At 51.4% G+C, this 24,321-nt stretch carries 28 protein-coding genes and 2 pseudogenes; 28 read left to right on the top strand and 2 right to left on the bottom strand.

What is annotated here, in order from left to right; genetic code table 11:
- From ACMGGH_RS17795 to ACMGGH_RS17675, 25 genes are all read left to right on the top strand, one after another.
- A complete protein-coding gene (locus tag ACMGGH_RS17795) occupies positions 1-1,098 on the top strand; it encodes a phage minor head protein (protein WP_069732875.1) in 1,098 nt (365 codons plus the stop codon).
- A gap of 80 nt (positions 1,099-1,178) precedes the next feature.
- Positions 1,179-1,949 carry a hypothetical protein gene (locus tag ACMGGH_RS17790; protein WP_069732876.1) on the top strand — a complete coding sequence of 257 codons (771 nt, stop codon included), beginning with the start codon at positions 1,179-1,181 and terminating at the stop codon, positions 1,947-1,949.
- Between the two features lie 11 nt (positions 1,950-1,960).
- Complete coding sequence (locus ACMGGH_RS17785; protein ID WP_069732877.1) at positions 1,961-2,914, top strand: major capsid protein; 954 nt, start codon at positions 1,961-1,963, stop codon at positions 2,912-2,914.
- Between the two features lie 2 nt (positions 2,915-2,916).
- The gene (locus ACMGGH_RS17780; RefSeq protein WP_175437382.1) at positions 2,917-3,195 is read left to right on the top strand and encodes an Ig-like domain-containing protein; all 279 of its coding nucleotides are present in this window, start codon (positions 2,917-2,919) and stop codon (positions 3,193-3,195) included.
- Between the two features lie 36 nt (positions 3,196-3,231).
- Positions 3,232-3,714: a DnaT-like ssDNA-binding protein gene (locus ACMGGH_RS17775; RefSeq protein ID WP_062934626.1), complete on the top strand. Its 483-nt coding sequence runs from the start codon at positions 3,232-3,234 to the stop codon at positions 3,712-3,714.
- A gap of 1 nt (position 3,715) precedes the next feature.
- A complete protein-coding gene (locus ACMGGH_RS17770; RefSeq protein WP_046887755.1) occupies positions 3,716-4,066 on the top strand; it encodes a hypothetical protein in 351 nt (116 codons plus the stop codon).
- A gap of 1 nt (position 4,067) precedes the next feature.
- Positions 4,068-4,652 (top strand): hypothetical protein, encoded by a 585-nt coding sequence (locus ACMGGH_RS17765; RefSeq protein WP_049136383.1) that lies wholly within the window; start codon positions 4,068-4,070, stop codon positions 4,650-4,652.
- On the top strand, positions 4,649-5,059 hold the full coding sequence (locus ACMGGH_RS17760; RefSeq protein ID WP_049136382.1) for a DUF4128 domain-containing protein: 411 nt from the start codon (positions 4,649-4,651) through the stop codon (positions 5,057-5,059). Before ACMGGH_RS17765 ends, ACMGGH_RS17760 begins: the two co-directional genes overlap by 4 nt.
- Positions 5,060-5,128: 69 nt before the next feature.
- Positions 5,129-5,800, top strand: coding sequence for a phage tail protein (locus ACMGGH_RS17755; protein WP_049136381.1), 672 nt, complete (start codon positions 5,129-5,131; stop codon positions 5,798-5,800).
- Between the two features lie 64 nt (positions 5,801-5,864).
- Positions 5,865-6,176, top strand: a complete 312-nt coding sequence (locus ACMGGH_RS17750) for a phage tail assembly chaperone (RefSeq protein WP_025913015.1) — start codon at positions 5,865-5,867, stop codon at positions 6,174-6,176.
- Positions 6,068-6,487, top strand: a complete 420-nt coding sequence (locus ACMGGH_RS17745; protein ID WP_308937434.1) for a DUF1799 domain-containing protein — start codon at positions 6,068-6,070, stop codon at positions 6,485-6,487. Before ACMGGH_RS17750 ends, ACMGGH_RS17745 begins: the two co-directional genes overlap by 109 nt.
- Entirely contained in the window at positions 6,484-9,396 is a 2,913-nt protein-coding gene (locus tag ACMGGH_RS17740; RefSeq protein WP_248178513.1) for a phage tail tape measure protein, read from the top strand. The genes ACMGGH_RS17745 and ACMGGH_RS17740 overlap by 4 nt, the downstream gene beginning before the upstream one ends.
- Positions 9,397-9,732: 336 nt before the next feature.
- Complete coding sequence (locus ACMGGH_RS17735; protein WP_049136378.1) at positions 9,733-10,080, top strand: phage tail protein; 348 nt, start codon at positions 9,733-9,735, stop codon at positions 10,078-10,080.
- The gene (locus tag ACMGGH_RS17730; protein ID WP_049136377.1) at positions 10,077-10,832 is read left to right on the top strand and encodes a phage minor tail protein L; all 756 of its coding nucleotides are present in this window, start codon (positions 10,077-10,079) and stop codon (positions 10,830-10,832) included. The genes ACMGGH_RS17735 and ACMGGH_RS17730 overlap by 4 nt, the downstream gene beginning before the upstream one ends.
- 1 nt (position 10,833) lies before the next feature.
- Positions 10,834-11,547, top strand: a complete 714-nt coding sequence (locus ACMGGH_RS17725) for a C40 family peptidase (RefSeq protein WP_049136376.1) — start codon at positions 10,834-10,836, stop codon at positions 11,545-11,547.
- 36 nt (positions 11,548-11,583) lie between these two features.
- Entirely contained in the window at positions 11,584-12,195 is a 612-nt protein-coding gene (locus tag ACMGGH_RS17720; RefSeq protein WP_127353563.1) for a hypothetical protein, read from the top strand.
- 94 nt (positions 12,196-12,289) lie between these two features.
- A complete protein-coding gene (locus ACMGGH_RS17715; protein ID WP_049136375.1) occupies positions 12,290-12,892 on the top strand; it encodes a tail assembly protein in 603 nt (200 codons plus the stop codon).
- Between the two features lie 50 nt (positions 12,893-12,942).
- The gene (locus ACMGGH_RS17710; RefSeq protein ID WP_049136374.1) at positions 12,943-16,392 is read left to right on the top strand and encodes a host specificity protein J; all 3,450 of its coding nucleotides are present in this window, start codon (positions 12,943-12,945) and stop codon (positions 16,390-16,392) included.
- Complete coding sequence (locus ACMGGH_RS17705) at positions 16,392-16,694, top strand: hypothetical protein (RefSeq protein WP_016063576.1); 303 nt, start codon at positions 16,392-16,394, stop codon at positions 16,692-16,694. Before ACMGGH_RS17710 ends, ACMGGH_RS17705 begins: the two co-directional genes overlap by 1 nt.
- On the top strand, positions 16,691-17,371 hold the full coding sequence (locus ACMGGH_RS17700; protein ID WP_226857659.1) for a hypothetical protein: 681 nt from the start codon (positions 16,691-16,693) through the stop codon (positions 17,369-17,371). The genes ACMGGH_RS17705 and ACMGGH_RS17700 overlap by 4 nt, the downstream gene beginning before the upstream one ends.
- A gap of 111 nt (positions 17,372-17,482) precedes the next feature.
- Positions 17,483-17,716 (top strand): phage exclusion lipoprotein Cor, encoded by a 234-nt coding sequence (gene cor, locus ACMGGH_RS17695; RefSeq protein ID WP_022648875.1) that lies wholly within the window; start codon positions 17,483-17,485, stop codon positions 17,714-17,716.
- A gap of 58 nt (positions 17,717-17,774) precedes the next feature.
- Complete coding sequence (locus ACMGGH_RS17690; RefSeq protein WP_049136373.1) at positions 17,775-19,334, top strand: tail fiber domain-containing protein; 1,560 nt, start codon at positions 17,775-17,777, stop codon at positions 19,332-19,334.
- Between the two features lie 219 nt (positions 19,335-19,553).
- Entirely contained in the window at positions 19,554-19,973 is a 420-nt protein-coding gene (locus ACMGGH_RS17685; protein ID WP_049136372.1) for a translesion error-prone DNA polymerase V autoproteolytic subunit, read from the top strand.
- 2 nt (positions 19,974-19,975) lie between these two features.
- Positions 19,976-21,244: a Y-family DNA polymerase gene (locus ACMGGH_RS17680; RefSeq protein ID WP_049136371.1), complete on the top strand. Its 1,269-nt coding sequence runs from the start codon at positions 19,976-19,978 to the stop codon at positions 21,242-21,244.
- Between the two features lie 84 nt (positions 21,245-21,328).
- A complete protein-coding gene (locus tag ACMGGH_RS17675) occupies positions 21,329-22,003 on the top strand; it encodes a hypothetical protein (protein WP_420299188.1) in 675 nt (224 codons plus the stop codon).
- Positions 22,004-22,029: 26 nt separating this feature from the next.
- Here the strand turns inward: ACMGGH_RS17675 and ACMGGH_RS17670 are convergent, their stop codons facing one another.
- A complete protein-coding gene (locus ACMGGH_RS17670; protein WP_049136369.1) occupies positions 22,030-22,707 on the bottom strand; it encodes an SOS response-associated peptidase in 678 nt (225 codons plus the stop codon).
- 298 nt (positions 22,708-23,005) lie between these two features.
- Positions 23,006-23,176: pseudogene (locus ACMGGH_RS17665) on the bottom strand (site-specific integrase); the annotation flags it as partial.
- On the opposite strand from ACMGGH_RS17665, the pseudogene ACMGGH_RS17660 reads away from it, so the two are divergent.
- The 3 genes and pseudogenes from ACMGGH_RS17660 to ACMGGH_RS17650 all read left to right on the top strand — a co-directional run.
- Positions 23,174-23,311 (top strand): annotated as a pseudogene (locus ACMGGH_RS17660) (hypothetical protein); the annotation flags it as partial. The pseudogenes ACMGGH_RS17665 and ACMGGH_RS17660 overlap by 3 nt on opposite strands.
- Before the next feature lie 79 nt (positions 23,312-23,390).
- Complete coding sequence (locus ACMGGH_RS17655; protein ID WP_048999946.1) at positions 23,391-23,735, top strand: DUF1294 domain-containing protein; 345 nt, start codon at positions 23,391-23,393, stop codon at positions 23,733-23,735.
- Positions 23,736-23,830: 95 nt separating this feature from the next.
- Positions 23,831-24,259: a VOC family protein gene (locus tag ACMGGH_RS17650; RefSeq protein WP_028013318.1), complete on the top strand. Its 429-nt coding sequence runs from the start codon at positions 23,831-23,833 to the stop codon at positions 24,257-24,259.
- Positions 24,260-24,321 lie beyond the last annotated feature (62 nt).

Below are 24,321 nucleotides of genomic sequence, written 5' to 3'. Positions count from 1 at the left end.
ATGGCAACCGTAAACGAAAGCCTGCGCGATGAGTCGATCGCACATTCCGTCTGGTTAAGCCGCTACGCCACCGGCGTGGCAAACCGGATGGTGAAGTTGCTTAACGAGACGGATGCTGACCTGTCGGCACGTCTACTGGATGCGCTGGACAGATTGCCTCCTGAGAGCTTCACCGTTAGCCGTCTGCAGAGTTTACTGGGCAGCGTACGCGAACTTAATCATCAGGCCGTAGCTACCATGCAGGCAGGGCTCAAGGGTGAGCTGGTGGCGCTGGCCAAGAACGAAGCCAGTTATCAGCTGAGCCTGTTCGATTCCCTTCTGCCATCACAGGTCCTGTCTCACTATTCGCTGCAGGGCATCACCGCCGATATGGTGTATGCAGCAGCAATGGCGCAACCCTTTCAGGGACGACTTTTGAGTGAATGGGCGGAGAATCTGGAATCGGACAGGCTGGCGCGTATCGTGAACGCTGTCCGCAGGGGTTATCTTGCCGGCGACACGGTAGAAACAATCGCACGCAGTGTTCGCGGCCACGCCAACAAAGACTATCGCGACGGCGCGCTGCAGATGAGCAGGGCAAATGCCGCCAGCATCGCTAAAACAGCTGTAAATCATCTGGCTGCCACAGCACGCAACAGCTTCACCAGTGCCAACAGCGATATCGTGAAAGGCAAACAGTGGCTGTCTACGCTGGACAATAAAACAAGTCATGACTGCATTATTCGTGACCTGCTGCGCTACACCCTTGATAACAAACCGGTTGGGCATAAGGTGCCTTACCTGCAGGGACCTGGGAAGATTCATTTCTGCTGCCGTTCTACTGAAACCCTGATCCTCAAGTCATGGCGAGAACTCGGCATCGATATCGACGAGATGGACGAGGGGACTCGTGCCAGCATGGATGGACAGGTACCGGGGAAAACCTCGTATCTGGAATGGCTCGCACGCCAGCCAGCACAACGCCAGGATCAAGTTCTGGGTGCCGAGCGTGGCCGTTTGTTCCGCGCGGGTGAAATCGACCTGGCGGATATGTTCACTGACAAAGGCGAATGGATCAGCCTGGAACGTCTGAAACAGCTCTCAGGTACTGACTACTAACAACCATTACTTTCTTCACGCCCTGGCATCCGTCGGGGCTTTTTTATGGGCGAGGCCCGGCAAAATCCCAAGGGGAAATTATGTTAATTCGAAACATGCTTCTGAAATATTACGCACCTGAAAGCGGCGGAGAGGGCAGCGGTGGCGGTGGTATCGAAATCACCCCAGAAATCCAGAAGCTGATTGATGAGCGTGTGACCAGCGAAGTCACTGGCTTGAAATCAAAAAACTCTGAGCTGCTGGGCACCATCAAGCAGCAAAAAGAAACCCTGTCGCGCTTCGATGGTATCGATCCTGATGCTGTACGTGGGATCCTCCAACGTTTTTCCGACGACGAAGAGGCAAAGCTGATTGCCGCCGGGAAAATTGATGAGGTGCTAGATAAGCGCACCGAGCGTCTGCGCGCTGACGTTGATAAGCAGATTAAAGCCGCAAATGAACGCGCCGACAAAGCCGAAGCGTTCTCCAACAAATTCCGGGATCGAGTTCTGGGCGATGCAATCCGTGCAGCAGCCTCAAAAGCTGGCGCGCTGCCGGAAGCATCCGACGATCTGATTCTGCGTGCCAAAGGCACGTTCCAGCTCAACGACGAAGGCGAGGCCGTAGCAGTTGATGCAAATGGCGATGTTCTGTTCGGTAAAGACGGCAAAACGCCACTGAGTCCACTCGAATGGGCGGAGTCTCTTAAGGAGACGGCTCCGCATCTGTTTCCACGCGCAGAAGGCACCGGCGCGGGCGGACACAAACCAAACGGCGGTGGCAGCCTGAAACGTTCCGAAATGAGCGCCAGCGACAAAGCGGACTACATCCGCAAGCATGGCCAGCAGGCCTTCCTCAAACTTCCGAAATAAGGGATTAACCCATGTCTACCACTATTAATAGTGACCTGATTATTTATGACGATCTGGCGCAGACCGCTTTCCTCGAGCGTCGCCAGGACAACCTGGCAATTTTCAACGCGTCCTCCAACGGCGCGATCCTGCTGGATAACGAACTGATTGAAGGCGACTTCCGCAAGCGTGCCTTCTACAAGGTGGGCGGCTCAATCGAATCGCGTGACGTTAACTCCACCGAAAAGGTGACGGGTAAGAAGATTGGCGCTGGTGAAGCCGTATCCGTCAAAGCGCCGTGGAAATACGGTCCATACGAAACTACTGAAGAAGCGTTCAAACGCCGCGGCCGCTCGGTTGACGAGTTCTCAGAAGTGATCGGCACTGATGTTGCTGACGCGACGCTGGAAGGCTATGTGAAATATGGCTTGAAAGCGCTTACGGCTGCTATTGGCGCAAACGCGGACATGGTGGTCACTGCCGACATTGAGACCGACGGTAAGAAGACCCTGACACGTGGCCTGCGTAAGTACGGCGACAAGTTCAACCGTGTCGTGCTCTTCGTTATGCACTCCGCTACTTACTTCGACATCGTGGATGAGGCGATCGCCAACAAAATCTACGAAGAAGCTGGCGTGGTGGTTTACGGCGGGCAGCCGGGTACGTTGGGTAAACCTGTGCTTGTGACCGACACCATGGACGCTGATGCGATCCTTGGGCTGGTAGCCGGAGCGGTTACCGTCACCGAGTCGCAGGCGCCGGGGTTCCGTTCCTACGACATCAACGATCAGGAAAACCTTGCGGTTGGCTATCGTGCTGAAGGTGTGGTGAACGTTGACCTGTTGGGCTACAGCTGGGATACCGCCAAAGGTGATAACCCTGACCTGACCGCCATCGGCACTGCGGGCAACTGGAAGAAACACTTCACCAGCAACAAATCTACGGCAGGCGTGCTGATTAAGCTGGGCTCCGCAGTGGGGGAGTAACGCTGTCAGCGGATAAAACCTCCGCAACCGCTGACAGCACAGACGCGGTAACTGTTTCTCTGAAGTACATGCTGAATGGCTCCGGTGTATCCGGTAAAACCGTCGTGTGGACGTCCACAGGTGGCACACTCAGCACGGCCAGTTCTCAAACAGGCTCTGCTGGTGGTGCAACGGTGAAACTCACATCAGACGTTGCTGGCACATTCACGGTAACCGGCACGGTTGAAGGAGTGGCGAAAACCACTGATGAGATCACCTTCACTGCACCTGCCGGAGAATAACGAATGGGGCGAAAGCCCCATAAACAGGATGCTCAGATGATTAATACGGATATCACCTCTCCAGATGCCAACAGCTACGCCAGTGAAGAGGATCTTGCCTCATTTGCGGAAATACGCGGCATTGAACTATCTGACAAGCTCACACCTTTGCTGATTAAAGCAATGGATTACCTGGAGGGGCTGGACTGGGTTGGCTCAAAAGCAGACCCTCGACAGCCGCTGGCCTGGCCACGGGCGAATGTCATTCTGGATGAACATGATTTCCCGCCGGATGAAGTTCCACGGCAGGTTATAACCGCGCAGTGCATGCTGGCGGTAGAGGCAATCGACGGGGATTTACTCTCCAGCGTGCGCGAAGCCGCTGTGAAAACTGAACGTGTGGAAGGTGCTGTCACCATGACCTATGCGGTCGCAGATGGTGAGGTTTTCACGCCGTCCTATCCTGCCGTTATGGCGCTGCTGGGCGACCTCGCTGGTGGTCGTGGTTACGCCATTAATGCATTTGCAGAGAGGGCCTGATATGGCGATTGATTACCAACGTGTGCAGGCCAGAACGACCCGCATGCTCAGGCAGAACGGCGTGGCGTACAACATCACCCGTAAAGGTTCGGTAGCGGTTATTGGTGGCGTTGAGCATAAAACTGAAGCGGTCCGTTTTACTGCTGTGGGCGTGAAGACTGAATACGCGCCAGGTGAAATTGATGGAACGGTCATCGTTAACGGCGACGTGCAGATCGTTTTTACGGCAGAGCAGGAAATTAAAATCGGTGATGTGGTTGATATTGACGGCACAGCCTACCGTATTGTTAAACCTAACCCGGTGAAACCGGGCGCTGTGGTGCTCTGCTACAAAGCTCAGTTGAGGGCATAAAATGGGCGATAATAAGGCGTTCACGGCTGCCATCACCGCATTTGTGGACAAAGCCAAAGCGAATCAGGAAGCAGTCGTACGCGCAGTCGGCATTCGGATCCTTAATCAACTGGTGATGATGTCCCCAGTGGGCAACCCGGAGTTATGGGAAGTCAACCAGGCAGCCGTTTCCTATAATCGCGCTGTTTACGACCACAACGAGGCGCAGCGCGCCAATCCCGACAACCTGACCAAAACCGGGCGACTGAAGAAAAAAGCCCAGGTGGTGGATGGGATGGATATCAAAGCACCGCCGGGGTATACGGGCGGACGCTTTCGCGGTAACTGGCAGGTGTCCTTTGATGCGCCAACTACTGACGAGACAGGGCGAATAGACAAGACCGGCGACCTGACAAAAGCGGCCGGGAACTACACGCTGTCGCTCTTCAAAGTCGGGATGAAGGCCATTTATTTCTGCAACAACGTGCCCTATGCCTACCCGCTTGAAATGGGGCATTCCACACAGGCTCCGGGCGGTATGGTCCGCATAACTGCAGCTGAGTTTCAACGCTTCTTTGAGGAAGCTGTCAGGGAGGTGACTAAGTGATTCCTGATATTGCATCTGCACTGGCCGCCAGACTGGGTGCCTGGGCCGATGCCGAGGGCATTTCGGTTGCATGGGAGAACGTGCCGTTCACACCTCCTGCTAACGAGATGTACCTGGCCGTTCACGATATGCCCGTTACGCCTCGAACAATCGATCTCGGATTACGCTGCCGGACTTATTCAGGCGTGTACCAGATTAATGTCGTAGCGCCAGCCGGCTCCGGCCGTACCTCCGTCGTTGCCATGGCGGGCAGAGTAGCGGAATTGTTCCCCGAGGGGCTGGAAATTGCAGGCAAAGACTTTACCTGCTGGATTACCAGCGCGCCTGTCATATTCCGCGGCGTCCCTACACCTGTGTCCTACACCGTTCCTGTCAGCCTGAATTATCGGACAGACATTACCAGCTGATTCCCTCTGTGATGTCCCACAACTGACCGGCCTTGAGCCGGTTTTCCCGTTTCTAAAGGAGTAACCATTATGGGCTTTGCACTGCCTAACGGCGCTCATGTTTATCTGGCGTCGGGCTACGGCCCGGCCATTACTTTCACCGGCGCGACGAATGCTGAGCACGCGGTGATCACCGTCAGCGCCGCGGACGATATTGCGGTCGGCGATATCGTTCACGTGAACTGCAACTGGTCGGGTATTGATAACGTTATCGCGAAAATCGACGCGATTGCGGAGAATGCTGTCACTCTTCGCAACATCAATACCACCAACAAAAACAAATACGCGGCGGGCGGCGGTTCCGGCTCTATTCGCAAAATTGAAGAATGGACCGAACTGCCACAAATCACAGAGGTATCGAAATCCGGTGGTGATCAGAACACCACGCAGATTCAGTTCCTCAGCGATGATCGCCAGCGCAACCTGAATACCTATAAATCCGCAGTCTCTCAGACCTACTCGATCGCTCACGACTCAACTCTCCCGGTATATCCGTTGCTGCGCCAACTGGACGAAGACGAAGAGACGGTTGCGGCTTACATGTACGTGCCGAAGGCGAAGGAAAACCGTTACTGGGCGGCCACGGCGTCCTTTGACGATACGCCAACTACTGCGGTTAACGAGGTAGAGACAGTAAGTGTGGTGCTGAACCTGCAGTCACCGGCGATGACGTTCTACAAGGTGACTGACGCTGCCGCCTAGCCGTCAGAGCTTTCACTATTTCATGCCTCTCATTGTGGAGGCTTTTTTCCGTTAAGAGGTATCGATGGCGACCAAATTCACCCTTCAGCCAAAACCTACATTTAAGGCCAACGTCTCGATCCCGCGCGCCGGCGATGAGGATGGCGTGCTGACCTTCACGTTTAATCATAAGCCACTCAAAGAGCTGGCTAATCTGGAAAAACTGGAAGGCAAAACCGCCACTGATTTTCTGATGGAAATCATTGCTGGCTGGGCACTTCCCGATGCATTCAACGCGGAAAACCTGTCGGTGCTGCTGGAAAACTATCCGGCGGCGATGAAGGCCATCCCGGAAACCTACTACCGCGAGCTGATGGGGCAGCGCGAAAAAAACTGATAGCGGTTGCCTCTGCGTTCTATACGCCTGAACCCACAGCGGCAGACCTGGCACCATACGGGCTTACGCCGGATGATTACGACGATCATTACGTCGACGTCTGGCCAGATGTATGGACTTCATTCCTGGTGTTTCAGACTGTCAGCACGCAATGGCGAACGGGAATGGGGGGCGCGTCCGGGCTCGACTATAACGTTTTGCCCTGGGTGATGCGTTTGCACAACGTCGACGACGAGGCAACCGCGCTTTCGGACATCCGGGTGATGGAAAGTGCTGCGCTAAAAATTATGCATAAAGAGAGGGCGGAATGAGTAACGATATCGCCACGATTTCCCTGCGTGTAAATACCAGTGAGCTGGAGCGCGGTAATCGGGCACTGGATCGCTTTCAGGAGACCGCGTCCGCCGCGGCAGGTAAAGCGGATGACCTGAATAGTACGTTCCGCACCGGTATCGATAACCAGAAGAAAAACAGCGAAAGCCTCAAGCAACAGCGGCAGGAACTGCAGAACCTACTGAATAAAATCAGCCCCGTAAACAAGGCGCTGGATGAACTGGACACGATCCAGGAGAGCCTGGCGAAGTTTCGCGGTAAAGGGCTTGTAGGGGATGAAGACTTTACTCGCTACAACAGCGTGCTTGAGACGACCCGAGCTAAACTGGCGCAGGTCATGGAGTCTGAGACCGCAGAGGGGCGGGCTCGCATTGAACAGGCACAGGCAGCGCAGCGGGCAGCTGCAGCGGGCAAAACCTTTATCGATTCGCTGGAAGAGCAGGTCACAGCAATCGGGAAAACGCGCGCAGAACTGTTAGAGCTAAAAGCAGCCCAACTTGGCGTGTCCGATCGTGCTGCACCGATGATCGCCCGACTGAAAGAGCAGGAAGAAGCGTGGAAGTCAGGAGCGATCAGCGCGGGGCAATACCGCAACGCGATGCGTTATCTTCCAATGCAAATGACCGACATCGTAACTTCATTAGCGTCCGGTATGCCGGTTTATATGGTAGCCATTCAGCAGGGCGGCCAGCTGCGCGATTCGTTTGGCGGTGTAGGCAATGCTCTGAAAGCGATGTTGTCGATGGTGACTCCTGCCCGAGTGGCCATTGGTGGCCTGGCCGGTGCTGTACTGATTGCGGCCAAAGCGGGATCGGACTACTTCACCGCCTACGACGAAATCAACAAGGCCATTATCAGGACTGGCAACATTGCCGGCACGTCAGCGCTCAAGATCATGGCTTCCTCCCAGTCTATTGCTGCCTCTACTGGCGCTACTGTAGGTACCGTTCAGAGCTTGATGACTGAGCTGGTTGGCATGGGATCGCTGACACAGCAGCAACTTGAAAAAGCAGCGGGCTCCACGGCGTTGGCGGTTCAGACCGGTATAGTCTCGGCGCAGGACATCACCAAAGCCTATAAGGACATCGAAAAAGACCCTGTTAAAGCGCTGCAGAGTCTCAACGAACAATATAATTTCCTGACCGTTTCACAGCTTAAGCACATTGATGAACTGGTGAAGCAAAAGGACCAGACAGCGGCCGTTACGCAGGCTATGGACCTGTTTGGCGATACGATGGCAGAACGTGGAGAGCAGGCTTACGACTCGCTGACACCGTTTGGTCGCCTGTGGCTGGATATCAAGGGCTGGGCGTCTGAGGCCATGCAGAGTATCGGTCAGTGGGTAGCTGAGCTGGCATCAAACACACTGAAGGAATTCAACGCAATTTATTACAGCGTTGCGATCGTTTTCCAGAAGCTGAACCAGATCATTTCTTCCTCTATCGCTGCCGCGATTAACCTCGTTCCTGACTGGGCGAAAACAGATACTTTGCAGGGATGGCAGGACTACAACGAACAAATGGCCGGCGCATATGGTGACAGCGTCTCTCAGCTGAAAAAAGACTGGGATGCGGCTGATATCAGTGCAGGTAAATACCTCGATACGACCAGAAAGATAAGTGCCGCAACCACCCAGAAGGATCGGGAAGGAGTCGCTGCTTTTGGCAAAAAAACCAAAACCGGAAAGCAGGGCACTTTATCGGCTGGCGATCTCAGCACGGATGCTGCCCAGGCCGAGTTGCTGGCGCTTCAGTCTCAGTTACGCGCGCTGCAGCAGCATAAAGGGCTGAACGACACTATCAGCCAGCAGCGCAAAGATCTGTGGACGACTGAAGCGAAATTTCAGGTGCTGGAGGAGGCCTCGCGTTCACGTTCACTGACAAAGCAGGAGAAATCCCTGCTGACGAGTAAATACCAGGTGCTTCAGTTGGCACGGCAGAAAGCCCTGTTAGGTGATCAGATTACCGCACAGGAACAGCTGAACAAGCGAATGGATACCTCGCAGAAATACGTCACACAGATGGCAGAGAAGCAGGCTGCATTAGTGATCGGTGCCGGGATGAGTGACCGTCAGGCACAACGTGAACTCTCGAAAAGTCAGCTCGCCGCTGGCTGGAAAAATTCAGGTGGTTCGCTGGATGATGACGGATATCAGAAACAGCTTAAGGCAGCTAATGATTACTATGATGCTGAAGATCAGCTGCGCGGTGACTGGCTGACCGGCGCGAAAAAGGGCTGGGCTGATTTCGAAGACAGCGCGACCAATGTGTACTCCCAGGTGCAGACGGTTACCAGTAACGCGTTCACTGGCATGGCCAGCACCCTGACTGATTTCTTCACAATAGGTAAATCTAACTTCTCAGATTTCCTTTCCACTTTCCTCAAGGGCATCGCCCAGATGCTGACCCAACTGGCTCTGGTTAATGGAATGAAGTCAGCGTTTGGTGGAACTGGTATCGGTGCGTTCTTTGGTTTCTCAGGTGGTGGTTTGGTCCCCGGTTTTGATGGAGGCGGCTACACGGGAGATGGGGGTAAGTACCAACCGAAAGGCGTTGTACACGGCGGTGAGTTTGTGTTTACGAAAGAAGCGACTCGTGCACTGGGTGTCGGCAATCTGTATGCGCTTATGCGTGGAGCTCCGGGATATGCTAACGGCGGTTATGTTGGCTCTGCCCCAAGGTATGGGCTGCAATCGCATGCAGCTGGTGGCGTAACAGTTCAAACGTCTGTGATAGTTCAAAACCAGAACTCTCAGCAGCAAACTTCCGGCAATAACGATGCTATTTCTCAGGCTTACAAACAGACCATCGATCAGTCTGTTCGTGCTGGAATTGCTAAGGAGTTGCAACCCGGAAGGTTGATTTGGAACGCTATGAAAAGCCGTTGATAAACTGATAGCAGTCCCTTGTTTGAGCCTGCTATCACAAGATTAATTATTTACGGGGCAGATACTTATGGGTTGTATATGTCCCACCCTTGTGTGAGGAGCCTTTCCCGTTGGTGTAATGACCACGAGAACCTTTTGCATAAGTGATCGAGGGCGCCACAAGCGCTAAAGAAAGAGCTGCGATTAGTAGTGTTTTCATGAGAACTCGCTGTGTAGTGAAATTGTGTAATAGCCATTCAAATATACGTAATGAATCGACAATTGGAGATGAAATTTCTTTCAGCGACTAATCGAATTATACCCGCTTCGGCGGGTTTTTTTATGCCCGGAGAAAAAGTGACGATCGAAACATTTACCTGGCGAACCCAGATTCAAGCGGGTATGGAAGGGGAGTTCACTTACACAACACGCTCTGCATCCTTTGGAGACGGCTTTGAACAGATCGCCGGTGAAGGTATCAACCCTGAAAAACAGTCATGGCCGATGACCTTAACGGGAAAAAAAGCTGAGATGCTCGATGCGCTGAGTTTTTGCCGCAAGCACATCACAAAATCCTTTATCTGGACGTCTCCTGTTGGCGAAACCGGTTTATACCGGATTGAAGCTGATTCCATTAAAGCCCAGCCGCTATCCAGCAAAGTGATGACCATAAAAGCAACCTTCAAACAGGCATACGCACCATGATTACTGAAGATTATCAACGCCTCGAACCGGGTGAAAAAATACGTCTTCTTGAAGTAGACGGTTCTGCGTTTGGTCTGGACGACGTTCTGCGCTTTCACGCTTATAACCTCCCGCATACTGAAGAAGAGATTGCGGCTGCTGGTGGCGACGAATCAAAGTTAAAGGCGAAGAGTATCTGGTGGCAGGGCGAAGAGTATGGTGCCTGGCCATATAAGCTCGAGGGACTGGAAGCTTCAACCGATGGCAGTAGCGCCCAGCCGACGCTCACCGTTGCCAACATTGACAGTTCTATCACTGCGCTCTGTCTGGCCTATGACGATATGCTGCAGGCCAAAGTTACGATTCATGACACTTTTGCGCATTACCTGGATGAGCGCAATTTCCCGGATGGAAATCCAACAGCAGATCCCTTGCAGGTGAGAAAGCGGGTTTTCTATATCGACGGTAAAAATAGCGAGCTTTCCGGTGAAAGTATCGAGTTTGTTCTTACCAGCCCGATGGATCTGCAGGGGTTGATGATCCCGACCAGGCAGCTTCATTCCCTGTGTACCTGGTGCATCCGGAATAAGTACCGCACCGGCGATGGGTGCGATTATACGGGCACGCTTTACTTCGACAAAAACAACAATCCGGTAAGCGATCCCTCATTGGATGAATGTAACGGCACGCTCACCGCCTGCAAGCTTCGGTTTGGTGAACACAATGAACTTCCTTTCGGTGGTTTTCCTGGAACATCTTTGATCAGGAGTTAACATGCGTCAGAAAACAATTCAGGACATCCTGGTGCATGCCGCGAAAGAATATCCCCGCGAATGCTGTGGTGTAATAGCGCAGAAAAGTCGGGTGGAACGCTATTTCCCATGCCGTAATCTGGCTGCCGAACCAACGGAACAGTTTCACCTTTCGCCAGAGGATTACGCTGCTGCTGAAGACTGGGGGACGATAACGGGAATCGTACATAGCCACCCCGACGCGACGACCCAACCAAGCGAACTGGACAAGGCTCAATGCGATGCAACGTTGCTGCCCTGGCATATTGTCAGTTGGCCTGAAGGAGACTTTCGCACCATTACTCCCCGCGGTGAATTACCGTTGCTCGGGCGCCCGTTTGTGCTCGGACACTACGACTGTTGGGGCCTAGTGATGAGCTATTTCCGGCAGGAGCATGGGATCGAGCTTAAGGATTACCGTGTAGATTATCCTTGGTGGGAGAACGACTACCCGGACAACTTCTATCAGGATTGCTGGTACGAGTGTGGTTTCCGTGAATTCAGTGGATCACCGATGTCGGGCGATCTGATCATCATGCAGGTGGAATCGAATAAGTGGAACCATTCAGGAATCTTACTGGAGGGGAACATGCTTCTGCATCATCTATATGGACATCTTAGCCAGCGAGTACCCTATGGTGGGTATTGGCGTGAGAGGACAAACAAAATCCTTCGCCATCAATCGAAGTTTATATAATAATGAGCCCAACGTACTTCATTAACGGATATTAATGTGGCATTTGTCAACTTGAATACTTTTTATATTAAAATGGTCGTTGTCTGCGTTCCATTTGTCGTTGGGGTCGGGCTTGCATGCTTGAGTTTCTTCGGGCACAGTCACAATCTATGGACTGGGTTTGGATATTTGATAACGTCCGTAGCAGTGAGTTTTTTCCTGTTGCGATGGTTGGTATGGGGAGATTTGAACCTCGCCAATGGTTCAGCCATTGCTACAATCGGAGGTGGGTTAGGTCTGATAGGGATCTTGGCTGGTTCAAATATTACTGATCCTGCATTTATTCAAGTGCGCACCGATTTACACGAGTCCTTCTTAGATGCGTCCTTAAATTGCAAAGGTAATAAGACGTTATTTGACGGTGCTGTTACGTCTTGTTCAGCAGCTACTTCTAAGGATGCTTTGGCGTTGGGGCAAGAGTTGATTAAAGCCAGGTATTTAGCTCCGACATTATCTTTGGCAGATGGTGTGTATCATTCGAGCGATGAAGCTAAGGCGGATGCATGTTTAGTAAATTATTATTTACTTTCAAAGGAATGTCCAAGTAGCTTTATAGAATTCAATAAAAAACACCCAGAAGTTGCTAATCCGTCAGCCAAAAATAAGTAAGTTGATTTGAATTCTTGGATTGCGTGTTAAAAACATCAAAAAGTCTATCAACATTAATAGTCTCTCTTAGTCAAGAGAGACTTTGGAGGCATGTATGACATTTTTAACTGGTCAGCCGATGAGAACCATACGCCTCTATGGAATACTTGGCTCAACATTTGGTCGTGAATTCAAACTTTCTGTTGCTTCGCCTAAAGAAGCCATCCGTGCATTGTGCGTTATAGTGCCAGGCTTCGAGCGGTTTTTGAATACCAGCAAGCAGCGTGGGCTTACTTACGCTGTATTCAGCGGTAAGCGTAACCTGAACGATGATGAACTCTCTATGGATCAGAGTACCGCTGATATCCGTATCGCGCCGGTTATCCTCGGGAGTAAACGTGGTGGAGTATTCCAGACCATCTTAGGTGTGGCTTTGGTCGCAGTTGGTGCTGTGGCGTCATACTTTGGCGGTGGTGCTGTCGGCGTTCCTCTAATGCAATTTGGCGCTGCGATGGCCCTTGGCGGTGTCGTTCAAATGCTTTCTCCACAAACAACCGGACTTGCCAGCAAGCAATCGGCAGACAACAAGGCCAGTTATGCCTTTGGTGGAGTAACAAATACGACAGCTCAGGGCAATCCGGTACCACTCTTGTACGGACGGCGCCGTATAGGTGGCGCGATCATCTCCGCCGGTATCTATGTAGAAGACCAACAGTAAATAGATTTATCAACAAGCCACCTCCCGGTGGCTTTTTTTATGGGCGCAATATGGCTATAGCAACCGCTATTAAAGGCCGCAAGGGCGGCAGTTCAAGCTCAAGAACTCCTACAGAACAGCCAGACGACCTGCAGTCAGTTGCCAAGGCAAAAATCCTTCTCGCGCTGGGAGAGGGGGAGTTTGCTGGTGGACTTACTGCGCGCGATATTTATCTCGATGGCACCGCACTTGAGAACGCAGATGGTTCACAGAACTTCAGCGGCGTGGCGTGGGAGTTTCGTTCTGGAACTCAGGCGCAAAAATACATTCAAGGGATCCCAGGTACCGAAAATGAAATCAATGTAGGTTCCGAAGTTTCCAGCTCTACAGCGTGGACGCGCACGTTCACCAATACGCAGCTTTCAGCTGTTCGCCTGCGTCTAAAATGGCCTTCTCTCTTCAAACAGGAGGACGATGGCGATCTGGTTGGCTATTCGGTCAACTACGCATTTGACCTGCAGACAGATGGCGGTACCTGGCAGACGGTGCTAAATACCAGCGTGACCGGGAAAACCACCTCTGGTTATGAACGCAGCCACCGTATTGATTTACCTCAGGCGGGCAGCACCTGGACCATCAAGCTGCGCAAGATTACCGCAGACGCAAATAGCGCTAAGATTGGCGACACGATGACGCTGCAAAGCTTCACAGAAGTAATCGACGCCAAATTGCGCTATCCGAACACCGCGCTACTGTACATCGAATTTGATTCGAGCCAGTTCAATGGCTCAATTCCGCAAATTTCTTGCGAGCCCCGCGGGCGTGTTATTCGTGTGCCCGATACCTATGACCCAGAAACACGAACGTACAGCGGCACCTGGACGGGAGCATTTAAGTGGGCATGGACGGATAACCCTGCGTGGATATTTTACGATCTGGTGGTCACAGACCGCTTCGGCCTTGGTAATCGGCTAACGGCAGCCAATATCGACAAATGGACGCTTTATCAGGTCGCTCAATATTGTGATCAACCGGTACCGGATGGTAAGGGTGGTAGCGGAACTGAACCTCGTTACACCTGCAACGTATACATTCAGGATCGAAATGACGCTTACACCGTCCTGCGAGACTTTGCCGCCATTTTTCGAGGCATGACCTATTGGGGAGACGACCAGATTGTTGCCCTTGCAGACATGCCCAGAGATGTCGATTTTACCTACACGCACGCTAACGTAGTCGATGGCAAATTTGTGTATTCCAGCAGCACAACCAAAAGTCGCTACACAAACGCTCTTGTTTCCTGGTCGGATCCGGCAAATGGCTATGCTGACGCAATGGAGCCCGTCTTCGAGCAGGCTCTGGTGGCGCGCTATGGTTTCAACCAGCTTGAGATCACCGCTATCGGATGCACCCGGCAATCTGAGGCTAACAGGAAAGGGCGCTGGGGGATCCTGACCAACAATAAAGATAGGATTGTAACGTTTGACGTTGGTCTGGACGGCAATATTCCTCAGCCTGGCTACATAATTGCTGTCGCTGACCGAAATCTCTCTGGCCGAGATTTAGGCGGTCGATTATCCGCGGTTAATGGTCGTGTACTCAAACTTGACCGGGTGCCAAGTGCTAAGGCCGGTGACAGGATAATGGTAAACCTGCCGTCGGGTATTACCCAATCCCGGACGATTCAGTCCCTGTCAGGTGGAATGGTTACCGTGACAACCGCCTTTAGCGAGCTTCCACAGGCCGAGGCCGTATGGGTCATTGAGTCTGATGAGCTCTACGCACAGCAGTATCGCGTTATTACAGTAACTGATAATAATGACGGCACGTTCACAATCGTCGGTGCAAATCACGATCCGGATAAATTCGATCGCATTGATACCGGAGCCATCATTGACCAGCGGCCGGTGAGCGTGATCCCGCCGGGCAACCAGTCGCCGCCTGCGAACATCGTCATCAGCTCGTTTTCTGTGGTGCAGCAAAATATCAGTGTCGAAACGATGCGCGTGAGCTGGGACCAGGCGCAGAACGCTATCGCCTATGAAGCGCAATGGCGCCGCAACGACGGGAACTGGGTTAACGTGCCGCGCAGCTCCACCACATCATTCGACGTCCCGGGGATTTATGCCGGGCGCTACCTGGTGCGCGTGCGCGCCATCAATGCTGCCGAAATTTCGTCAGGCTGGGGCTATTCAGAAGAGAAAACGCTGACGGGTAAAGTGGGCAATCCACCGAAGCCGGTTGGCTTCATCGCTTCTGAAAGCGTGGTATTCGGTATCGAGCTCAACTGGGGATTCCCGGCGAATACCGACGACACGCTGAAGACGGAAATTCAGTACAGCCTGACTGGTACCGAAGAAGATGCGATGCTGCTGGCCGATGTGCCTTACCCGCAGCGCAAATATCAGCAGATGGGCCTTAAGGCTGGGCAGATTTTCTGGTACCGCGCGCAGCTGGTGGACCGCAGCGGCAACGAATCAGGGTACACAGAATGGGTGCGAGGACAGGCAAGTATCGATGTTTCTGACATCACCGATGTGATTCTGGAGGGAATGAAAGACTCTGATACCTTCAAAGACCTGATCGAGAACGCAGTGGACAGCAACGAAAAAGTTGCAGGCATGGCGGATGACATTAAAAAGCATGCCGACGAGCTCGAGCAGCAGGCGAAAGACATCCAGGAGAACGCTGACGGGCTGGCGCAGGCCGAAGTGAAGATAGACGAGATTTCTGTTTCGATGGACGGCATGACAGGAGGCGTGAAGAACTCGGCAATTGCGATAATCCAGGCCAACCTCGCTCAGGTGGCCACACGTAAAACCCTGTCGGCTTCGGTTGCCGGTAACAGCGCGCAGCTAGACCGCATTGATGAGGTGATCGTCAATGACAGGGAGGCAACGGCACGCGCATTGCTGAGTCTGCAAACGAACGTCAACGGTAATACGGCATCCATCAACAGCCTGAGCGATACGGTTTCGAATTATCAGCAGTCTACAGCCACGCAGATAAATGCTATTACGGCGACAGTCAATGGACATACTGCCTCTATCACCACGAACGCCCAGGCCATTGCGAACGTAAACGGCCAGCTCAGCGCGATGTACAACATCAAAGTTGGGGTAACGAGTAATGGCCAGTATTACGCTGCAGGAATGGGGATCGGGGTGGAGAATACGCCATCAGGGATGCAGTCACAGGTTATCTTCCTGGCCGACCGTTTTGCCGTTACCTCCCAAGCTGGCAGCACTGTTTCTTTGCCATTTGTTATCCAGAACGGGCAGACATTCATCAATGATGCGTTCTTCCGTGATGCGAGTATCCAGTTCGGCAAAATTACGGATTCTCTGCAGTCTAATAATTATGTTGCCGGAAGCGCTGGCTGGCGCTGGGGTAAAGACGGAACGATGCAGAACTACGGGAGCGACAGTTCCGGAGGCATGAAGCAGACTAACGTCACCATCAGCATTCGGGATGCTAACAGGCTCCGTGTTCAGATAGGCAAACTTACAGGAGTGTTTTAATGGCCTGGGGTATTCAGACCTGGGACGCCAACGGCATCCCGAACAACTACGGTATCAAACCCGTATCAGTGGTAGGGCGTATTCAGCTTTCCGAGGGGCAAACCTCGGGCAACTGGTCCTTTACCATTCCGGCGGGGATGAAGGTCGGATTTGCGGTGTCCCTTGATAAAGGCGCGGTCTCGGTGGGTCGACGCATTATCGCTAACGGGAACACCATCACTCTCAGCACTGCCAGCGAAGTTGGTATTGGTAATTATCCGGCCTCGGAATGTGAACTGGTGGTCTTCGTGGAGAATGCATGATGGCAGATTATGGTGCACTGATTGCGCTGGAAAGCGGAAATCCGTTTATTACTCCTCAGTCAACGCCGTTTTGTCTGTACAGAAAGGTAGTGGTTAACTCAGTGGCAAATGGGGCATACCACGGTGCTTCTGCGACGGTAGCTCTGGATGCTTCTTATCCGGCGATGGTTTTTTGCAAAACGAGTGATACAGCCCAGCCCACTACAGTCGGGGCAACCCGGTCAGGAGGAAACATTCTTGTTGGTTCAAGCAACGCTTATGGTCAGTCACACACTCTGACGGCGTACATCTTTGCCATCTTTCCACAAACGTTGCCCGACTGGGGATTTGCTGTCTGGGATGAAGCCGGAAAGCTGGTACTGACAAACGAAAGCCGCGTGCTTACTGACCTCGTTACTGTCGGAACACCAGGAGCCTCAACGGGAGGGATTAACATTGATGTTACGTTGCAGGGTAGTTATGCGGTAGCACCTGCAATTCTGGGCTCACAAATCGTACAGAACAACAATACCAAGCCTCCAACAATCGTGAATATAACAGCCTATGCAGGCTGCCGCTTTAACGGTTCGTCGACCAGGATAAATGCCGCGCCTTCGACAACAGCTACTGGTTCTGCAGCGGGAGGGACAACCACAGGAATAGCATTGACGGCCATCAACACCGCAGCCTATGACTGATTGATCGTTTTGAGCGATCAATAACAAATAATTGATCTACATAATCAATTATACCCATCGATTTTGTATTGATATCTTCGAACCTACTGAATTCCTCTGGATACTTTCAAAATGAAAAGGCTAATTATCAGCATGGCGATCGCTTTAATGCTGTCTGGTTGTGCTGGTGTACTTGAGAAACAGGAACCTATTTGCAGCGGCACGGCATATATGGGTGACCATGAGAATACCGTTATGATTTACGGCGTTAGAAAACAAAACAACCAGACTCAATACCGGGCCGGATATCCCTTCAACTGGCGTTGGGTAAGTGCGAACACATTCACAAGCACGACATGTAAATAACTCACGACTTTGAATGCAAACCTCGCCTCGGCGGGGTTTTTTATTGCCTGGAGAAAATATGCTTTATAACACTGGCACCATCGCCATTAACGGAAACACCGCCACCGGCACGGGCACGAACTGGACGGCACCGGCCAGCCAGGTTCGCGCTGGCCAGACGATTATCGTCATGTCTAACCCGGTTCAGATGTTCCAGATTTCATCCGTGAACAGCGCCACGTCAATGACGGTTACGCCAGCTGCTTCCCCGGCGTTGAGCGGCCAGAAGTATGGAATCCTGGTGTCCGACAATATCTCTGTCGACGGACTGGCACAGGCCATGTCGCAGCTCATCAAAGAGTATGACGAGAACATTGGCGCGTGGGAGACGTTCGCCACCACCTCAGCCAATCAGAGTATTACCGTTACGATCAATGGCGCCTCCGTAACTATCCCGGGCATCGGTAAACTGGCTCAGAAAGGTACCAATGGTGCTATCCCCATGGTCCAGGGCGGTACCGGAGCAACAACGGCAGAAGGCAGTCGCACAAACCTCGGTTTAGGAACATCAGCGACGAAGGACATCGGAAAGGCAGCTGGTACCGTAGCTGCCGGCGATGATTCGCGTCTTAACACAATTGAAGGAAAGTTAGGCGGTACTGTTACAGGAAGCATTATCTCAACCGCAGGTAATGAGGTCGGTATTGCTACTGGTAGTGGGGGTAATAAAGCCATTACTTTAGGAAACGTTGGCTCCGATGGTCCGGCCGAGAATTATGTTAATTGGCTTTCTGGTAACTATTACGCGGGCGTATGGCGAATAGGCGCTATTCGGGGAGCTGGTACAGACTTAAACCGCGTACAGATGAATATCTTCGACGGCATTTCATCAAATTCCGATTATCGTTGGTACGCTGATGGCCGATTCCGTGGTAAATCAGTTCAGGCGCCTGGAGTTGGCGGTGGCGGGGGGTATATGGATATAGCCAACGCCGACAACACCAATATTTCATTTAGCCGTCCTAACCTGACACAGAACAACGACGCTGGATATGTTCCTGCTCTGCGTTGGCATTCAGGTGCATCCGGTGGATATCATGCTGTGACTGCAATCGGTTCTGTAGCGAATGGGACATCAGCCTGGCCGAGTATCGTTATGATGACTCTGGGAGACGGTGGTAATGCAGGTACTCGAGCATGGCAATTTAATCTTGTGTCCGGCGATATCTACGTATCAGGAACAGGCGGTTTCGCTGGTGACTATGTGTTTAATAAATCAGCGACATCTGATGCCAACCTGAAAAAAGAGATCACTTACACAGACGGCAAAGCGTCGGTCGAAAACATCAAAGCCATGAAACCGACTACGTTTATCTACAAAAACGATGAAAAGGAGCGCGTTCGCCGTGGTGTGATCGCCCAGGATATCATGCTGATTGACCCGGACTACGTGAAAGAGGTGCCAGGAGGGATTGAAATTGAAGATGATGGCACCGAGACACAAAAGCCATCAACCCTGGCGCTGGATAACAACGTCCTGTTAGTTGATGCGATACTGGCGCTGAATTACGTCATTAAGCAGCTGGAAGCTACACAGAAAGAACTTGCAGACCTTAGAAATAATTTTGCTGGTTCATAATGAGAAAACCGCTGCCCATAGTATGCAAGAATGGGCGGCGGCTAAAATCTGCTCGCAAAGGGCTATTGCCATAAAATTTACAAAACTCATAATTCGAAGCGACATAGAAACTTAGAAACGAAACGGTGAAGCTTTAAGCAGTGACGATAGGGCCTGTATCTTGCGGACACTTACAAATAAAACTACTGTATATAAAAACAGTATTTTGAGGTGTGTGCAATGGAATTCATCAGGCCAACAGAACTGCGAGAAATTATCGCTCTTCCGCTTTTCAGTGACTTAGTACAGTGTGGTTTCCCAAGCCCCGCAGCTGATTACGTTGAACAGCGTATCGATCTCAATGAGTTACTTGTCGCTCACCCGAGCTCTACATATTTCGTCAAAGCCGCGGGGGATTCAATGATCGAAGCCGGGATCAGCGATGGAGATCTGCTGGTGGTGGACAGTTCACGCACAGCTGAGCACGGTGACATTGTCATCGCCGCAGTGGAAGGGGAATTCACTGTTAAACGTCTGCAGCTTCGTCCAACCGTCCAACTCATACCGATGAACAGCGCATACCCGCCGATTATTGTCGGGAGTGAGGACACGCTCGACGTATTCGGCGTCGTGACTTTCATTGTTAAATCGGCGAGCTGAACATGTTCGCGCTCTGTGATGTGAATTCGTTCTACGCATCATGCGAGACGGTGTTTCGGCCCGATTTGAAAGGGCGGCCTGTGGTTGTTCTCTCGAATAATGACGGCTGCGTAATCGCGCGCAGCGCCGAGGCCAAGGCGGCTGGAATCACCATGGGCGAGCCGTTCTTTAAGCAAAAGGACTTATTCCGGCGCGCTGGTGTTGTTTGCTTCAGCAGTAATTACGAGCTCTATGCTGACATGTCCAACCGGGTGATGACAACGTTGGAGGAAATGAGCCCCCGCGTCGAAATTTACAGTATCGATGAAGCTTTTTGTGACTTGACTGGTGTTCGAAATTGTCGTGACCTGACAGACTTCGGGAAAGAGATCCGCGCTACAGTTCTGAAGCGTACGCACCTGACGGTCGGTGTTGGCATTGCCCAGACAAAGACACTGGCGAAGCTCGCAAACCATGCCGCCAAAAAATGGCAGCGGCAAACGGGCGGGGTAGTGGACCTATCCAATATCGATCGCCAGCGCCGACTGCTTGCTCTGGTTCCGGTGGAGGACGTCTGGGGAGTCGGCAGGCGCATCAGTAAGAAGCTGAACGCCATGGGCATCAAAACGGCTCTCGACCTCTCAGAGCAGAGTACGTGGATTATTCGAAAGCACTTCAATGTCGTCCTGGAGCGAACTGTCCGGGAACTGCGCGGCGAGCCCTGTCTCGAGCTGGAGGAATTTGCGCCTGCAAAGCAGGAAATCGTCTGTAGTAGGTCATTCGGCGAACGCGTTACCGAGTACGAACAGATGCGTCAGGCTATTTGCAGCTATGCGGCGCGTGGCGCCGAAAAGCTTCGCGGCGAGCATCAGTATTGCCGTTTTATCTCTGCCTTCGTGAAAACCTCTCCATTTGCGCTTAACGAGCCCTATTATGGCAACAGTGCGTCAATGAAGCTTCTGACACCTACACAGGATTCCCGCGACATCATTAACGCTGCAGTCAAGTGCCTGGACAAAATTTGGAAGGATGGTCACCGCTATCAAAAGGCTGGCATTATGCTGGGCGACTTCTTCAGCCAAGGGGTGGCTCAGCTCAACCTTTTTGATGAAAACGCACCGCGCGCAGGAAGTGACCGGCTGATGGAGGTACTCGATCACCTGAACGCTAAAGATGGAAAAGGCACACTCTACTTTGCAGGCCAGGGCGTTCAGCAGCAGTGGCAGATGAAGCGGGAAATGCTTTCTCCGCGTTATACAACAAGGATATCTGATCTGCTGCGGGTAAAGTGATTCGCACGATATTTCATAAGGGCTATATGACATGAGCTGCGTTGTACTGGTAAGATACAATAGTTCAATAAGGAAATAGCCAAAATGTTAAACTTAGTATTATTTTTAGTAGCATTATTACTTGTCATCGTGATTGTTAAGCTCCTTAAGCCAGGGAAAAGAGTTGCGAAGATTTTTGCAAGCATGATTATAGCCATATTGGTTTTATGTGGGGTAGGTTATAGCATCTTGATATATAATGAGAACCAAGACAAGGCAGCTTATATCGAGAAGTTGAAAGTCTATTCTTCGAAAATCGATGAATATGCAAAAACACACAGTTACACTGTTGGTGATATACTTGCAGATAAATCTGGTAAATTTGACGAAGAAACAAAAAACTATTTTAGAGCTCAAGTAAAAGCGATTGAGCCTACTAAGAAGCTAACTATGATAGCTGATGTTGTAGCTTTCGCCAATAACTATCGTAGTGCAAATGGCATTAGCACCGGCCAAACATATAGTGATTATTATTCAAGAGGGAAAACCACATTGCATCTAAATGAGCCTTTGAAAGGTCAGGTAGATGTGGTGATTGTTTTCTATAATTACTTTATAGACTCCTGGGATGCTGTTAAACTTGTTGAAAGTGGTATGTACGAAGGGTGGTTATTTAAAATTTATAATTTAGATGGCACCGAGACATATAGTTTGAAAAAAAGATGGTCTCCTTCAACTAGTCATGATTATGAGATGTTTGGAGATGCAAAGGGTCGTTGATTACTTTTATCAATAAAATCCTTTTCTTATGATTTTAAAATTGGGTTTATCAGTTCTGGTGTTTGATTCTTAACATTCCCCACGGCGCGCGACACGGCGTGCCAGATAAACTTGTCGGCCGGCACGGCACCGTCGGCCGCTATCTTCTCAGCTTCTTGCCCACCTATACTCTGACGCATCCACTCCCGGGCCGCTTCAGGCGACAGAACTAGTGGCCTACGGTCATGAATGTCGACCAGTCCTTTGTCGGCTGCGGACGTCACGATGAGAAAACCTTCTGCTTCATCTCCACGCTCGAACGGCGTGCTGCCGATCGCCGCCATAAAAATAGGCTGACCGTCGGCCCGATGAATAAAGTAAGGCTGTTTCTTGTCTCCTTTCTTTTTCCATTCGAACCAGCCATCAGCAAAGCAGATAGCCCGGCCATGTTGCCACAGAGGTTTAAACATTCGGCTTGCGGCCGCGGTTTCGACGCGAGCGTTAATCAGTGGCGGCTTATCCCACCACCCGGGCGCATAACCCCAGAAAACCGGATCAAGATACAGCTGCTCGTCGCGTTCGCTCAACAGCAGCACTTTGGTGCCGGGCGCGACGTTGTATCGGCCAATAGGTTCAGGGTCGTATGCGATGTCGCGATCGGCTTCATCGGACAGGTAAGCCAGGTATTCTTCACGCGTTTGAGCTTGTGCAAAACGCCCACACATAGAAACCTCCAGCCAGATGTCAGAATTAAAGTATAGGGCAGGGAGAAGAAGGGGGGAGCACTGGCTAAAGTTAGGGGCAAATTTAGGGGCAAAAAAGTGAAATAGGGGCAAAAAAAGGGCACAAAAAATGTAGTTCTGGGTAGCTTTAGGGAGAAGTTATTATGCTATAACTAATTGAATTAGATGATAAATTAAATGACATCAATGGGATGTCAAAATCAGCGTAGCTTATTCAGGTTGTATTGTTCTTTCTTTGTATTTGATTGATTTTCTTGCATTTATTACTACCTTCGGAGCCAGTAGCGGCGAAAGACGGGTTAGCGCCGGCAGATAATAGCCAGCAGGCAAAAGTATGCCGCGTATGGTACGGATTCCGGCGGCGAATGCCAGCACGTTTTACACTCTGCGCAATAGCTAATAAAGCGTAGTCGGCTTTCTGTTCGCCATTCGGGAGGGGGGACCAAAACAAACTGGCGTTATCGTTGAACGCGGAAGCCATAAGGTACTGCTTGCTCATGATGGCGCGTATGCGAAGCTTCACAAAATGCAATTCGGTGCGTCGAAGAGGTCATTCATTTTGAGGCCCGCATGCAAAGCGGGCTGATAGCACCTGACCGGATACTTGCATAAGATAGCGTATAATGCTTTCCCGACATACGCTTACATATTCTGTGACTGACCCTATGACATTGAATCGCTTTTGTTTTATTCTGCTGATCTTCACTGCGATCGGCAGCTTTTTTTCCTCGTATCCTTTTGCCATGTGGTTTCTGCTGATTAATATGCTGACGATAGCGATTTATGGTGTCGACAAAACGGCGGCACGAAAAGCGATGCGCAGGATACCGGAAGTCACTTTACTGACGTTTGGTACTGTGGGAGGGTGGCCAGGCGCCATATTGGGCCAACAGCTCTTTCGCCATAAAACGCAGAAGCAACCCTTCAAAACCTGGTTTTTGCTGAGCATCGTCGTGAATATTTCAGCCACGGCGGCGCTTTATCATTTCTGTCCCTTTATTCTTTTTTGAACATCATCAGGACCGCACAAATTCACCGTTGACCTCAAGTTAACTTGAGCTTTTAAGATGGCTACGACATGTTGATACAGGAGTAACATCTTAAAATGAAAGACATTGATGTAGGATTCACTCATGTTGCGTTTATGGTCAGGGATCTGGAGAAGAGCCTTGCTTTCTATCGCCGATATGCCGGGATGGACGTCATCCATTCGCGTGAGCCCGATCTTCCAACTGCCCGTAAAGTGGCGTGGCTAACTGACCATACGCGTCCTTTTGCGCTGGTTCTGGTGCAGGCGGACACCGTGACCGATACGCCGCTGGGGCATTTTGGCCACCTTGGGATTGCCTGCGCCACGCGCGAAGAAATTGACAGAAAAACTGCGATGGCCGCTAAAGAGGGGGTGTTGAGGAAAGCGCCGGAAGATCTGGGTGATCCCGTCGGCTATTATGTATTTTTTGCCGATCCTGACGGTAATACCTTAGAGCTCTCATACGGCCAGCGTGTCGGAATAACAGCGATTCAGGCGAAATAGTAAAACGCCTGAAAACGGTCTGAAAAATCCTGCTACGCTTGTTTGTTGTATCAGGAGCATGA

Origin of the sequence: Enterobacter sp. BNK-16 (assembly GCF_048684955.1) — a bacterium.
In the GTDB taxonomy this organism is placed as follows: domain Bacteria; phylum Pseudomonadota; class Gammaproteobacteria; order Enterobacterales; family Enterobacteriaceae; genus Enterobacter; species Enterobacter bugandensis.
This window is presented reverse-complemented; position numbering and strand designations above follow the sequence as displayed.